This is a genomic window from Paenibacillus sp. FSL H8-0282, assembly GCF_037963825.1.
Classification (GTDB): Bacteria; Bacillota; Bacilli; order Paenibacillales; family Paenibacillaceae; genus Paenibacillus_AQ; species Paenibacillus_AQ odorifer.
The window spans coordinates 3,391,996-3,407,597 of sequence record NZ_CP150146.1 but is presented as its reverse complement, the minus strand read 5'-3'; the positions used below and the strand labels follow the sequence as shown (position 1 = coordinate 3,407,597).

The following is a 15,602-nucleotide window of genomic DNA, read 5'->3' as shown; positions in this document are numbered from 1 at the left end:
AACGAAAGTCAAAAGGACCTACTCATTGTTCTTATCCAGAACAATGAGTAGGTCCTTTATTTGCTATGAACACATATCATCTACTGGCAAGGAATTCATCAAGCTGTTTTTGCTTTTCAGCAATGACTTTATCTAGGCCAGCCGATTTTTGGGCGGCGATAAATTTCGGCAATTCTTTGTCCAGATCAACCGAGCCGGTCTCAAGCATCTTTTGATATTCTCTTAGAACGTTTGCTAGTGCTCCGACTTCGGATTTGACTGGCTCGCTGTCAAAGGTGAAGCCCAGTGCCGGCGATGATTTAGCGCCTTCGTTGAACTTTTTGAACTGCTCCCACTTGTCTGGAGCTTCCGAACTCCAGACATAGTTCAGGAATTGATTTCCCAGCTCCCAAGCGACGCCCGGTGCGTACTGTCCTGACTTCTCCGTCTGCGTCATAACATTACCATTAAGTGTAAAGTGTGTACCTTCAATACCGAAGTTAAGCAGATTAATAATTTCTTGATCTGTATGAAGCAGGTTAATCAGCATCATGGCGCGTTCCGGGTTCTTAGACGTTGATGAGATGGCTAACATGGCGCCGGTAGTCTCCGATGTGGCGACCGTTTTACCTGTTAAAGTAATTTGTGCAAGCTTGCCATCAAGTCCTGTCGCGGATGCGATTTCTTCTGCTTTGCCTGGCTTAAGAGGCTCTACAGTGGAAAATACATTGCCCGTCTTATAAGCATCAAGGGATGACGTTTGGGAAGTGGCCGCATCTTTGTTAAGATACCCCTTCTGGAAGAAATCACGGGTTACTTTTAATGCATTTAAGTATTGTGGATACTCTTCGGCCGGTTTGACTGTCGCTTCCGTGCCATTCTTATCGATAGCGCCAGGTATCGTCGTATCACCTAAAAAATCCAATTCCACAAAAGAGTGAGAGGCGAATGTGCCACCCGTTGTATACAGCGGATACATGGTTGGCTTCTTCTCTTTAACGATCTTATAAACGGCATCTAAATCTTCGATTTTTTGCACTTTACTCATGTCGATGCCGAGTTCATCAGCGATATCCTTCCGGTACACAATGCCCCCTGACGATGCCAATTCTTTATTCGTAGGGACTGCATAATTTTTGCCGCCGATTTTGGAGCCATCGAGAAAAGCTGGATCTAAGCTATCCTTAATGCCCTGGCCATACTGATCGAGCAAGGGACCGAGATCTAAGTAAGCACCTTTGGCAACGTTCTTTGCATACCCGTTCCATGAGGCTGTAAATAGAATGTCTACGGGCTCTCGAGAAGCGATGATGAGGTTAGTCTTATCATCCCATGCTCCCCAATCGATTGGTGCGATATCTACCGTCGCGTTGATTTTTTCGGTCAAGATCTTGTTCAGCGCTTCCTCGACGATAGCCTCGTCCGCCTGTGGAGCTCCTTCGTAGACCAGCTTTATTTTATAAGGCTCCAGCTTCGAGGGCTCATTGGATGTGTTATCGGTGGTTGAGTTCGCTGATGAGCTCGGTGCGGCGCTTTCTTTTCCGGCATTATCTGGTGTAGCGTTGTTCGAGTTGTTTGAATTGCCGCAAGCCGTAGTGGCTAATGCTGAAATAAGCATCAGTGTGAGAAGCAGTGAAGCCTTGCTTTTCGTATCCTTCATTTTCAAGTAATCCCCCCATAAAATAAAATGATATGCTAAACCATATACTGGTTTTAGCCGTTTCCGTGCCCACGTAAGTGATCGGCAATCTTAGCCTTTAACGGAGCCTACTGTCAGGCCTCTGATAAAGTATTTCTGGAAGAACGGGTAAGCAAATACGATAGGTCCAACACCTACAACCACCATCGCCATACGCACGGTTTCACTTGGGAAGTTGATCATTCCGCCAGCTCGGGTAATTTCAGCCATCGCGTTCGGGTTACTGGATAAGTACTGGATGTTGACCATCATCTTGTAAAGAAAGTACTGCACGGATATATTGTGGTTGTCTGTAATAAACATTAGGCTTAGGAACCAGTCGTTCCAGTATGTCAGTGTTTGGAACAGTGCAACGGTTGCCAGAACCGGCAGAGATAATGGCAATACAATTCGGATAAATATCCGTAGCTCCCCTGCCCCATCTATTTTTGCTGACTCCAGCACAGCTTCAGGTACGGTCTCCTTAAAGAAAGTGCGCATGATCAGTACCCAGAATGCGGACATGATCAGCGGCATGATCAGTGCCCAAAGTGTATCTTTTAATTCCAGCATCTGTACATATACCAAATACCAAGGGACTAAGCCGCCGGAAATCAGCATCGTTAGAAAAACAAAAAATGTAAAATACTTAGCCTGCGGAAAATTATTCCGTGAAATGGGGTACGCATACAGAGCTATTATGATGACACTTAGTATCGTACCTATCACCGTGACGGTTAGTGAGATTCCATAGGAATGAACGATTTGACTGATATCTTTCATTAGGAATCGATAGGCCGCCAGATTGAAATTTTCGGGCATAAATCGATATCCGTGTGTCATAACGGACTGCTCATCGGAGAACGATACCGAAAGAATCAGCAAAAGCGGTAGGATACAGAGCGCCGAATAGATGACAAAGAAGATGTTGATGAGGGTTGACGCCCATCCCGACAGCTGATTCTTTGGATTGGACCCAGATAAGGATTTACTCATTGTATTGGTCATAAGGGCTCCTCTCTTAGAACAGCGCGTTCTCGCGGTTAAAGCGGCGAACGACCCAATTAGATACAAAAACCAAGATGAAACCAACGACTGATTGGAACAGGCCTGCTGCTGAGGAAAGTCCGATATCCCCAACGGTCAGGAAGGTGCGGTAGACATAGGTATCGATAACGTTTGTCACAGGGAACAATGCCCCCGATTCACGTGGCACTTGGAAGAATAGACCAAAGTCGGCATTGAAGATCCGGCCAACCTGCAGCAAAGTCATAATCGTGAGGACAGGCATGATCAAGGGAATCGTGATTTTCTTGATCTGCTGCCACTTGTTAGCCCCATCAATTGTCGCGGCTTCGTAGTACTCCTCGTCGATACCAATGATTGCTGCCATATACACAACCGTGTAGTACCCCATGTTTTTCCACGTGTTAATGATCGGCAAAACGATCGGCCACACTTCTTTCGTGAAGTACCAGCGTACGGAATCAAGACCAAGCGCCGGCAGCAACGTGCCGTTGAAGTATCCTCGCTCGTCGCTCATGAACCCATACACTAAGTACGAGATGACGATCATCGACAGGAAGTATGGCAGGAACATGATCGTTTGGTGTAGCTTCGAGAGGAAGCGGTTCTTCATCTCGTTAAGCATCAAGGCGAACCCTAGAGGAAGCGCCATGTTCAATACAATAAACAGCGAATTATAAAGCAATGTGTTGCGAATGATGATGTACGAATCCTTCGAGGCAAACAGATATTCGAAATTCTTCATCCCTGTCCATGGGCTTCCCAGGATTCCGTCCTGGTAATTGATTGTTTTAAAGGCAATAACGATCCCGAACAAAGGGATGTAGTTATTTATTACAAGCAGAACGATTCCCGGCAGCATCATTGCGTAGAACATCCAGTAAGTACGAAGATTCTTCACGATGGAAAAATTACGTACAGTACGTATTGGTTTCCTATTTGTAGGAAGCGGCATAGCTTTCAATAGAGTTGTTGCACTCCTTTCACTGTCTTACACACTCCCCACACCGTTGTTTAGGCGGTAATGGGGAGTTCAGGTTTTCACTATTGAGCCGTAACGTCAATTGTGACGTTACTTATTGAGGTTCTGTTCCCCACTGAAGAGCGCCTGCGATATAGCCAGTTGTATGGCTCCAATCGGTGTAAGTCGAATCGGTCGGATCGAAGGAGTAATCTCCCGTCTGCGTATAGTTCGTCCAATCGGTCTTGTTCATGCGGATCTGAAGCTCAATGCTGGCTCCAGCTGCTAAACTTCCGGCTCCGCTCGTAAAGCCGATTTCCAGATAATGATCAGCTCCTGTCAAAGGAGCCGGCAACTTGACGAAGGCGCCAGTTACGTTGCTACTGCCGACAGTGGACCAATCGCACCAGAAATTCTGGTCCTTCTCCCCATCGATCGTGTAATAATAATGAAGCTTCACGTCGGACAGATTGATGGCCGTGGTACCGGTGTTCTTCAGCTTTATCCGAGGGCTCAACGAATTGCTCGTTGCCGTAACAGGAGAATTGTACTGCTGCACTTTGATAGATCCACTTTCGGCAGTGGGGGTATCGACCACGGAGACCTCAAGATTCGCACTTGCTCCTGCGCTAAAGTTGAACGTCAGCGTCGTTGTTCCCACCGGTTGGGCAGCCAGATATGCCTTCTGAATCGTCACTGTCGTGCCTGATACGGTGTAGTCCGTACCAGCAACTAGGGCAGTCGTGCCATTATTAATGCCGATGAGTGTGTTATCGTTCAGCGTCAAGGTCACCGGAATGTCGGTCTGATTCGCGATTTGCTTGTCAAAGGCAGCGGTCGTCGGACTGATCGTCGAGTTAATAACCGACGAATCGTTCACAGCAACGGATAGCGTAGCAGATGAACCGGCGTTAAACAGGAAAGTGAGGTTCGCCTTGCCGATTGGCTGCTGCGCGAGATAGCTCTTGTGTAGAGTGACCGTGTTGCCCGAAACGGTATAGTCCGTGTCCACAACGAGAGATGTCGTACCGTTCTTAATGTCGGTGAGCGTGTTGCCGTTCAACGTTAGAGTCACCGGAATATCAGCTTGATTTGCTGTTTTCTTATCAAAGGCAGCAGTCGTTGGACTAATGGTCGAGTTGCTGCTATTTCCGGTTGCGAATGCGGCAATGAATACCAACCCTGAATTCCAATAAACAGTATGTTCATTTGTAGTCCATTCTTGGAAGTTATCGGTATAGTTTTTGGCTGCAAATCTTGATATCTGGTTTCCTACGGTTATGTCGTTGGAGTATTTATTCGGTCCTCCGACAAGATATCCCTTAGGTACACCAGGTAATCCATCTGTTCTATACATGATGCTGAACGGATATTTCACGCTGTTATCACCGTAACCTGATACAAAAGATACGCCTACCGGGTTCTGGCCAAGAATCCAGTCTAACTGACTATTGTTAATCTCATTAATGATAGCGCGGTTGCTCTCAAAAGTTCCCAGTAACTTCGTACCGATGATCATTTCCATCGGTGTGTCCGCAACCTGCATGGTGATTCCCCAATAGTAGTTACCATCTTTTATGATGCTTTTCCAAGGGCTATCGTTATATCTGCTCACTTTGTCATTGAACCATTGCTGGAATTTATCCGAATACCAGCTTAAGACTCCGGAGTCCGGATTAGCGGCTTTCAGATAACTGAAGAAGCCTGTATTCCAGGTGTTTGCCCAACCACTGGCGAAATCAAGGGTATCCTCAAAAAATATTCCCATATCGGTGTAATTCGCCAGGAAATAATCATTGTATTCGGCATCGCCGGTCGATCGGTACAGGGAGCCTGCAGCCCACAGACGATTCGAAGCGTCATCCGTCACATCGTAAGGCCATCTGCCCGTGTTAGGCGTCCGAATATTTTCCGGATGTGCTTCCAGGTACCCCCATGCGTCTATTGCCGCATCCAAGCAACTTTGGGCAAAAGCCGGATCAATATTCTGATAAATTAAGTAGGCATGTGCCAATACACCGGCTGCGGTAGCTGTATCGGCGGTCGTTTTGATATCAGTCCGCGAGCTTACCGTATCCTTATCGATAATTTCTCTGTCTACCATATTGTCGTCATCCTGAAAGGTCACTCGCGCATAGAAACCGCCAGTTGCAGCATCCTGCATTTTGAGCATCCATTCCAGTTCCCACCTTGCCTCATCCAGGATGTCGGGAATGCCGTTTCCGCTCTCAGGAATATTAAATTGATTGTCTGTAAATTTCTCCGGCATCATTTCATAGGCCCAGAAGAGATCCGACAAGGCTTTGGCTCCTGCGTTAACGTACTTGCCTTTATCGCCCGCATCGTACCATCCCTTGGAAACATCTTTTTTGATGGAAGGGTTAGACATTAAAGGCACTGCGGTGTCAGGGGTAAAATCTGTTCTTTGATAATTTTGAGTGTATGGGCTGGTAATATTAATCCCGGTTCTCTGGTAATAGAAGTATCTTGTTACGTCATTTAAAAAGGGTTCATAGATTTCGTTAGCTTCGCCGATAGTGAACTTGGGCGAATTCTGAAGACCCTGCACTGAAACATAATATTTTCCCGGAATCGTTAAATTTGTGAAATCGGCGGTAAAAATACGCTCCCCGCTATCGATAGCATCATAATTTTTGGTGAGTACAAGCGTTCCGGAGTAAGCTGTCGAATTATTTGTGGCGTTAATAATGTTAAACGTAGTACCTGCATCGACCGTGAGCACATCCTCAAAACCGGTTACAAGCGCTTGCTTCACTCCATCTACGGGATACCCTAATTGATTGACCTTGATGGGGGCGTACTCTTTCTCCTTATCGGGAGACGTAACCCTAATGTCATTAAGCCACACTTTTAAAGGTTGAAAACCATTATTCTTGATGGATAATGCATCTATGGAAGATACATCAATTCCTTGGGAGACCTGAATTAGATCCTTTAACGGGATCTTCACATGGGTCCAACTTGTAGTAATGTTGACGTAGTTGTTAATGTTTACTGTAGTGGTAATTTCATTGCCGGCAGCTCTTTCGAATACCCGGTCTTTGAAGCCCAGTAAAAAGGACTCTCCGCCCGCATTTCCTTTGATATTAAACTCAAGGAATCCATTTGGATGATAAGAGGTAAAGTCATATGCTTTCCAGCCGGCAACCGTAATTAAAGCGTTGTACCAGGAAGGACTGGTAGGCGTCTTCGCATTCAACAATAATGAAGGCAATCCATTGTACATTGCTGTAGAATCAATGGGAAGCTTGCTGTTCTCCGTCTCCAATCCAAACCCGCTATCTCCTGCCCAGCCGTCGGATATATTACTGAATATTTGGTAATCTAGTAAGTCTCTCCACCCTGCAGGCGCTTCGGGGGTTGCCGCATTAGTCTTGATCGGATTTGAAAAAAAGATAGTCACAAACATAGTTAATGCCAGAAACACGCTTGCTTTTTTCCTCATTACCTCTCCTCCTAAAAAGTTTTGTGAGCATAAACTGCTTCGCTCCGCTTCATACAAAAATCAGTTCGAAAGTTTACACTTAGTTAGTGAGAGTTACTCTATGATTAACTTCGTATACCATCACCTCTTTTTATTGAAAACGCTTTCTAATAAAATCATTTTAATTCACGAAGTTAATCCTGTTATATAGAAGAAATAAAGGAACATAGAAGAAAACAAGCCACAATATTATGGCTTGTTTTCCATGTACCAATTATTTACTTCTCTCGTGATTACGTCGCCGCCATTCTTGTAAAATTGGGCTACGAACTCATCAAAGTAGGAGATCGGCTTCTCGCCATAAATGATGCTCAGATAACTCTCCGTTGCGAGTTTCTGCAGGAACACTCCGTGTTTCTCCATCCCGTCCGTTAAAGGTCCGTGGTATCGGTTTGGGATTTCGAGTCCCTGCTCGGCAATCGCCACCCCAGCCGCCGTAAGTTGAGCTGAATTTAAACCTTTAATAGCTTGTTCGATCGGCGTCGTCACTATGGCTTCCGAATTTTCAGATAATTTTCTGATTGCATCCGCATTCATATAAGGCAAGGCTGGAGCGCCACCTGTCAGCGGATAGAGCATCCAGCGCATATCCATTGAAGACCCGTCCGCAAGCGGCCACTTATCATTTGGCACGCCTTCAGTGGCGAAATTGACAGTAATGACCTTGTCGTTCATGATCACATAATCGTAACCTTCGTGAAACCCTTGTGCGAATCGGGGATCGAAGTACGGGTCATCCGGGCCGAAATTTTTGGCAAGCAACTTGTTATAATAAGCGAACCAGGCTTCCATATTCGTGAAATCCTTGCTGAACACCGTGTAGATACCGTACAACGGCTTTTGTGCCTTGCCCTTTAACCCATCTGGTCCGGCAGGAAGGGGGTAAGCCTGCCAAGCCGCTTCGGGATCGACCTTCACTGTATCGCCGAGCGGCCAGGCTCCCATCCAAAACGGGCCGAACATGACACCGGCCATTCCGTTAACCGCCAGTTCGGACGCTTGGCTCGGGTCCTGCATGCCTGCATCCCTGTCCATATAGCCCTTCGCCATCCAGGATGCCATCGTTTCCAGGTATTTCTTAGCATCCGGGTGTACGGCGCCAAAGATCAAGCTGCCCTTCTCGTCTTCATTCCAGAACAGTTTGATGTCAGACGTGCTAATCATCTGCCTTGAAAAAGCTCCGGCAATCGCATCTGTCTGCCCCATCCAGCTCCAGGGACCTTCCTTCAGCGGAACCGCTAGACCAACTTCGTCATCTTCGCCATTCCCATTAGGATCTTGTTCAGAAAATGCCTTCAGCACGTTCTCCAACTCACTTATCGTCGTAGGCGGGTTCAACGACAGTTTCTCAAGCCAATCCTTACGGATCCACATGACCGTTCCCTCATCTCCTGCACTAAAACGGGGAAGTCCATATATCTTGCCGTCTTTGGTCACTTCTGCCATGGTATAAGCGTACTTCTCCAGCGCTTCTTTTAGCTTAGGATGAGCATACTTCTCGATGGCATCATCCAGCGGAAGCAACTTGTCGGCTTTGAGCAGATACTTCAGGATGTCTCCTTCAGCGCTAAGGGTGTCCGGCAGCTTGCCATTCACAGCCAGCGCGAGCCGAATTTTGGTATCTGCATCTTCGAACTTGCTGACAATCCAATCAAACTTCGTGACGATTCCCAGATTATCTTCCATCCAGCGGGTATGCACGTTGTCTGTAAGGCTTTCATCTGGCTTGAATGCGTTAGGCCGATTCTCGTCTACGATTCCTGTTGTGATCGTTATAGGCGGATCGTATTTAAAGTCCCATACCGGCTTCTTTTCCCCATTGGATGTACTGTTCTGTGCCGTTTTCCCTGTGCTACTTAAACAGCCGGAAACTAGCAGCACTCCGCTCAGAACTGCCCATAGAAAGATGGCCTTTCTTTTTTGCTTCTTCACCGGCCCAATCCCTCCATTCCCAATCGGTATCTGTCCCTGAATTCCTGCGGCGTCACCTGATAATAGTCACGGAATTTCCGAATAAACCAGTTAGTATTGGGATAGCCAATGCTTTCACCAATATGGTAGATTTTATTATTTGTATGCTTGAGCATCTCGCAGGCTTTGAGCATACGCTGCTCGTAAATATATTGGGATACGGTAGTGCCTGTACACTGCTTAAAGATTTTTGACAGATGGTTAGGATGTACGAAGACGCGTTTGGCCAGCAAAGTAAGTGACAAGTCCTTGTCCAGCTCCTTCTGGATGTAGAGTTGCGTCTTCCGGACGATCACCTGGCTGTGGTCCTCGGTCTCCTCCCCTAGCTTATCGCGAAGTGTGCGTAGTAAGTCGAGCGCCCAGCTTTCCAGCTGCGACGCGTGCAGCATTGCTTTTCCTTTTACGAAAGCCGATTGCTCAGGAGTGAGCATTTGGGCCAGCGTCCTGCCACTGCGATTCGCGATATACTGGAAGGCATTGGAGAGAAAGAAAAAGACGTCGCGCATGAGGTAAGGTGAACCTGTATGCATAAGCGGTGACACGAACGCTCGGATCTTAGCTTCCGCCGCTTCCCATTGCTCCGTTTCCAAAAGATGTGTCAGCAGAGGCGTTTCATAGAGCTTGCGCATAAGACGCGCTTCCTCTTCATTCCGCTCTGGCACCTGCCCATCCGAAAAACTGTCACTATCCAATCGTGATTTAGCTGTCATATAACTAGCTTGCAGTTCTTCCGGGAATAGACAGTCGGTTTCTCCTACAGAAATTTCACCTTTAAGCAAACGCTGTACTTCTTTCTTTAATCGCTCTATCCGCTCAAGCACCCATTCCGGTTCGGGTGGTGCTCCTGATAGGTCGTATACCAGAGCGAGCAGGTTTCCTTCATCATCCGCAGCCGACCAGCAGTCATAGCGGTCCATCAGCAATTCTTCCAGCATGTTTGTTACCGCGAACCGGATCAGTGACTGCGAATAGAGATCTTGTCCGTCGAAAGGGGAACCCAACCGGACAAGGCACATCGAGACATGACCTGGTATTGGAAGAGGGAGGTCAAACAGCTTTAACTTCTCCGCAAGCGCCTTGCCATTCAGATTTCCGCTGAGCACTTTGAGCAACAACCCTGCTTTCAGTTCTGCACTATTGTCTCGGTAGATACGGAAGCCCTGTTCGATTGATCGCTCCTGCTCAAGCTGCTTAATGATCCGGCCCATTGCCGTAAGTAGCTGCTCGTCCTTCGCGGGCTTCATCAGGTAATCGAGCGCTTGCAGCTCAATCGCTTTTCGGGCGTAATCGAAGTCCGCATAACCTGTGAGCAGCAGGCACTTCAGCCCTGGAATACGAAGCCTGGCCTGTTCGATCAGTTCCAAGCCGTTCATGCGTGGCATACGGATATCCGTCATAAGGATGTCAATGGGGAAGGAGTCTATCAGAGCAAGTGCCTCGCTCGCGCTGTAAGCCTTCCAAACGCGGGAGATACCAAGTGTCTCCCATGGAATCGTATCTGCCAGACTGTCCGCATAATGTTTCTCGTCATCAACTACAAGCAGGCTATTCAATGCTCTTCCTCCTTCGTTTCTTCTTTCATCCCCTGTCTCCAAATCAGCCTCACGTTTAGACCACCCAGTCTGGACGGGCAAAACTCAATTTGAGCGTCTGAACCGAAGTTGCCTTGCAGTCTTTGATATACGTTCCAAAGACCGCAGCCTGCATATTCGCTGGCCGGAATATGAAGCTCCATTTGCAGTTGGTCCATCCGTTCTTTATTTAATCCTTTTCCGTTATCCTCCACTTCCAAGTGCAATTGGTCTTCATTGACGTAAACTCTAATTTCAACCCGGCCTGGATATTCGACGTTCTCAAGTCCATGCACGATCGCATTCTCCACGATTGGTTGGATAAGAAGCCGGGGAATTCGCAGCTCCGCCAACTCTTCAGGCAGTTCGATGCTGTAGGACAGTGTCTCATTGCGAAGCCGTAGAATCTCGAGGTGAATGCGCACGAACGCCAGTTCTTCACCCAGGCTGACTCCTTGATTATCCATTCGCGTCGTATACCGGTAATAGTCGGCCAGATGATACGCCATGTCTATAACTGCCCGATTCTTTCCCATTTTGGTCATATTAATGATGAAACCCAAACAATTGTACAGAAAATGAGGATGGATCTGTGCTTGTAGCTGTTTTAGCGTGGCATCGCGCGCAAGGATACGCGATTGTAGGACATTCTCGATGAGATCTTGGATCTGCGTCGCCATCTCGTTAAAGTTCTGCATCAGGAACGTGAATTCATTGTTTGATTTCTTCGGTAGCCGGTACGCGTAATCGCCCTCCTTAATCCGCTGCACCGCACGCACAAGTTGGAAGATAGGTCGATGTACGTTCCAGTACAAAGCAGACGCGGCGGTAATACAGGATAGGAGCAAAATAATCGAAGAAGCTCCAAATAATAACCTCTGTTGCTTGATAGGTCCGATAATCTGGTTAAGTGGAACAGAATCGACGAGATGCCACTCAAGAATATTGGAATAATAATAGGTAATCAGATAAGGCCTGTCGTCGAAGGAATGAATTAAAAAACTTGAATCCCGGCTATTGATCCTGTCGCCTAATTCCGCGATAATTTGGTCCATCTTGGGCCCATCTGCGGATCGGCTGGCGATGATGGCATGTCCTTCTTTGTAAAAAAACGGGTTGTCAGAGTGACCAGATTTGTAGGTATCAAGCAAATTTTCAAAGCTCCACTTGTAGAGGTTAATGCGAACGGCAACATCCAGATCGTCCGGACGGGCTGGTTTGTAACCCGTAGTGACATAAGTTCGAGTAAAACCGGAGCCAATCTCCAAATCTTCGCTGTAGCTCCACCCTAGCGAAAATCGGCTATCAAACTCTTTAAGGTCATATTCATAGGAGGGGGAAGAAGAAATACTATCGTCTCGTTGCGGGAAATAGACGGTCACGTCATTGCGCCAGTTGCCCGATGCGCTGGCCAGTGACAGCTTCTCTTGGATCAGCAGCCTTGTCTTCATTAGGGAATAATCGCTCATGTTGAGGTTGTAAAGGTATTCCAGCACGTTCGTGTCAACGAGCATAGGTGCGGAGACTAAGTCGAACTTCTCAATGCTGGCATCCAGTTGTGCCACGAAAAGCTCCATCCGGTTCAGGCTGGCTTTGATAAGCTCCTCCTGTATGACGTTGATGCTCTTAGAGGTAGAATAATAGTACAGCGCCACGACCGGAGTTAGCAGAATCAGCAACAACACTAACATTTTCTGAAAAATATTAAATTTGATCCGCATGGGATTTCCATCCTTGTTTTGTAATTACACCTCAACCTGTATTTTACAATGGATAGAAAGCGTTTTCTATACAAATTCTTTGCGTTTCAGCAAATTAAAATAACCTCATTCCCAATGAACTCTACTTAGGAATGAGGCTGCGCTAAAATTTGAAGGCATTATCAACCGTTATTTTAGGACTCCCTAAAAAGAATCTCCGCATTAAATATCTTGCGATCCTGCTATTTCCCATCAGTTTCATGCAGGCTAGCGAGAATTTTTTAACCCCTTTAGGGGATTTAACGGCCATGCTGATTATCAACTGTTGAGCAAAATGCACAAAACGAATTTCCCGATTACGAATGGGCTGCAAACGATCTAAACACTTGTATTCATGATTTGGCTCTAATTTTGATGCAACAATAAGTTCAGCAGCGACCAGCGCTGTTTCAAAAGCCAAGGACAATCCGATAGCTCCGAGTGGTGAGGAACAATGTGCAGAATCACCGATTAGAATACAACCCTTATTATGCCAATTGTCCACCATAAAAGTCTCTGATTGGATAGAAACAAACGATTTGAAATCAATGATCTTTTCAATGTCTTCTTTAAGCTCAGGAAAGGCCTTTATGAATTCAAGCTTTAATGGTTCGATGCCTTTGCTTTTTATGGAATTCCATTGGTCTTTCCTCATTGTAAAACCTATCTGCACACAATCAGAAGAATAAGGAAGCCCTATGAAGTTACTAAAATCAGACAATCTGAAAAGGAGTTTTTGATTTAGCTTGAACTCATTAGTCGATATTTTGCACCAGATTAAATCAAAATCTTCTTTTTTATACTTAAAAGAAAAATCGCTTGTCTTCCTAACCGTGGACATCCGTCCATCCGCTCCGACTACTAAAGAAGCATGGATCGCAGTCATTTGTCCATCTACTAAGGCGTTTACTCCGACTGTTCGATTTGCACTTTTAATAGTTGAAGTGACCTTTGCGTTAAAAATGAGCTCAAAATTACTATAATCCTTTGCCAGATCATAAAGAAAAGTTAACAGGACGGATTGTTTTATTTTAATTGCGTAAGGTGCCTCCGGCATTTCTTTTTCATAATCAATTTGAGTGATATATTTCTTATTATTCCATATTTCAGCATTAAATAATTTTATATGCTCATACTTTTCAAGACGCTGTTCCAGATTCAACTCTTTCATGAGCCTTACAAATCGAGGCTGAAGAACTTCTCCTCTGAACTTGCGATTAAAGCTTGTTTGACTTTCCAGTACGGTAACTCTAATTCCGTTTTTGGCTAACAGCAGCCCTAGAAAGAGACCAGAAGGTCCACCACCAACAATGCAAATCTCCGTTTCTTTATTCATTCCTATCACTCTGTGGGTAAAGTAGCAGCCCGTTCATTTTTCACTACTGGAACCCTAGCCGATAATCTAAGAAAAAGAGAGATTAAAAAACCTAATAAAAGAATAGAACCTAATATAGTAAAGGATAACGAATAATTTTCTGTTTTTAGTAATTTCAAAGCTAATATCGGGCCTGTGCTAGCGCCTAGGAATAGAATAAATGCATTGAATGAAATCGCAGACCCTCTTGCATTTCCCCCTAATTGACTGACGATTGAGATGATAACGGGAGTTACCAGCGCGATACCAGCCACAAATACAACGCTCATTAGGACAAGAAGTGGCAGGTTCGTACTAAAACCTAGAGCAAGCAACCCAATTGCAGCTAAAGCTAAGCCTCTCCTTAGAACAGCGGCCATTCCAAGTTTTTGAGCAATTCTTCCGGAAAAGGGTGATAAAAGCATCCCCGCGATTCCAAATGCACGAATATAAAGGATATCCTGTGAGGAAAGACCAAACTTAGCTGAGCTTAAATAACTTCCCAAAACGGTGTACATGCCAACTAAAGTTAATAGAAGCATAAAGGTTATCGCAAAAGCCAAAAGCAATTGTGATTGTTTTAGCAGAATTGTCATTTGTTTAAACTTCCGCAGAACATTTTCTTTCGGTCTTAGCATTTCATCTTTAGGAAGGAACCTCATTACTATTACTGAAGTAATACCATACACAATCCCCAAAATAAAGAAAATAGCACGCCAGCCAAGAGCTTCGTTAACAATCCCACTAAAAACCTGACCTACTATACCTGCCATTAACAGTCCTGAGCTTATAAATCCAACGGCTGTTAGTCTTTTATGAGGCGGGAACATCTCCCCTGCATACACTAGCGCAATAGGTGCAAAAGCAGCAGCCACTAGGCCTTGCACTCCTCTGAGCATAATAAGCCCGTAAAAACTATCCACAAATCCTAATGCAAGCGTAACTACGGTTAACCCAATAATGCTGGCTACTAAAAATACTTTACGTCCATATCTGTCTGAAAAAGGTCCATACAAAAGACAGCCCAGAGCATAACAAAGAGAAAATGAACTCCCAATCCAAGCCGCCTCACTCGAGCTAATCTGAAAGGCATGTGAAAATACTTCGGATAATGGAATTGTAATATACATGCTAGTTAAAATAACTAAACCACACCAAAATAAAATAATCGTCATTAATGAATAGTTCTTATTGTAATTCTGAACGTCTATCGTCTGATTCATAAAGTAAATATCCCCCGGTTTACTATTAATTTGCAACAGTGATGCCTTCCAAGACATGGATCAACAAATCGTTTATGTAATCCGCATCCGGAATTTGTTTATAGATGAGAATTTGAAAGTATATGGGACCATAAAGCAGATCTAAAGTTATATCAAGGTTGATTGCTGGTTTCAATTCTCCCTTATCTATGGCTGCTTGGAGTAATTGTTTGGCTTCATTTCTTTTTGTCATTAAAAACAATACGTAAAAATCTTTCGCGATTTCTTCGCTCTCTGTAACTATAGTTAAAGTGGATTTCCCGATTTTGCTATTGAGGATACGAGCTAAAGCTTCAAGCTGTTGTTTGAAGTTATCCTGAATGGATTTATTACTATCAAATTCAAACTCTGATTCTACGGTCATTAGAAAAGCGTCCAGTACAAGACGTGCTTTGTTTTCCCACCATCTATAGATGGTTGTTTTGCCTACTCCAGCTTGTGCTGCAATCGCCTCAATCGTTAAAGATGAATAACTGTTGGATTCTAACATTTCAAGAGTTGCAGTAAGAATCTCCTTTTTACTTCGAGGTTCTTTGTTTTTCACGTTCATATTTAT

10 protein-coding genes are annotated in these 15,602 nt (G+C 45.2%); all 10 read right to left on the bottom strand.

Features of this window, described 5'->3' with window-relative positions; genetic code table 11:
• Nucleotides 1-76: 76 nt before the first annotated feature.
• Complete coding sequence (locus NST94_RS14920) at nucleotides 77-1,639, bottom strand: ABC transporter substrate-binding protein (RefSeq protein ID WP_076130604.1); 1,563 nt, start codon at nucleotides 1,637-1,639, stop codon at nucleotides 77-79.
• A gap of 90 nt (nucleotides 1,640-1,729) precedes the next feature.
• Complete coding sequence (locus NST94_RS14915) at nucleotides 1,730-2,665, bottom strand: carbohydrate ABC transporter permease (protein WP_081383287.1); 936 nt, start codon at nucleotides 2,663-2,665, stop codon at nucleotides 1,730-1,732.
• Between the two features lie 13 nt (nucleotides 2,666-2,678).
• The gene (locus NST94_RS14910; protein ID WP_305953568.1) at nucleotides 2,679-3,584 is read right to left on the bottom strand and encodes an ABC transporter permease subunit; all 906 of its coding nucleotides are present in this window, start codon (nucleotides 3,582-3,584) and stop codon (nucleotides 2,679-2,681) included.
• A 175-nt stretch (nucleotides 3,585-3,759) separates the two neighbouring features.
• Nucleotides 3,760-7,110 (bottom strand): glycoside hydrolase family 9 protein, encoded by a 3,351-nt coding sequence (locus NST94_RS14905; RefSeq protein ID WP_339282115.1) that lies wholly within the window; start codon nucleotides 7,108-7,110, stop codon nucleotides 3,760-3,762.
• Between the two features lie 228 nt (nucleotides 7,111-7,338).
• Nucleotides 7,339-9,081, bottom strand: a complete 1,743-nt coding sequence (locus NST94_RS14900) for an extracellular solute-binding protein (protein ID WP_076130602.1) — start codon at nucleotides 9,079-9,081, stop codon at nucleotides 7,339-7,341.
• Nucleotides 9,078-10,673, bottom strand: coding sequence for a response regulator (locus NST94_RS14895; protein ID WP_076130601.1), 1,596 nt, complete (start codon nucleotides 10,671-10,673; stop codon nucleotides 9,078-9,080). Before NST94_RS14895 ends, NST94_RS14900 begins: the two co-directional genes overlap by 4 nt.
• Nucleotides 10,670-12,412: a histidine kinase gene (locus NST94_RS14890; RefSeq protein ID WP_076130600.1), complete on the bottom strand. Its 1,743-nt coding sequence runs from the start codon at nucleotides 12,410-12,412 to the stop codon at nucleotides 10,670-10,672. Before NST94_RS14890 ends, NST94_RS14895 begins: the two co-directional genes overlap by 4 nt.
• 142 nt (nucleotides 12,413-12,554) lie before the next feature.
• Nucleotides 12,555-13,766, bottom strand: a complete 1,212-nt coding sequence (locus NST94_RS14885; protein ID WP_339282114.1) for an FAD-dependent monooxygenase — start codon at nucleotides 13,764-13,766, stop codon at nucleotides 12,555-12,557.
• Nucleotides 13,767-13,771: 5 nt separating this feature from the next.
• Complete coding sequence (locus NST94_RS14880; RefSeq protein WP_339282113.1) at nucleotides 13,772-15,007, bottom strand: MFS transporter; 1,236 nt, start codon at nucleotides 15,005-15,007, stop codon at nucleotides 13,772-13,774.
• 25 nt (nucleotides 15,008-15,032) lie between these two features.
• Nucleotides 15,033-15,596: a TetR/AcrR family transcriptional regulator gene (locus NST94_RS14875; protein ID WP_076306557.1), complete on the bottom strand. Its 564-nt coding sequence runs from the start codon at nucleotides 15,594-15,596 to the stop codon at nucleotides 15,033-15,035.
• Nucleotides 15,597-15,602: the final 6 nt, after the last annotated feature.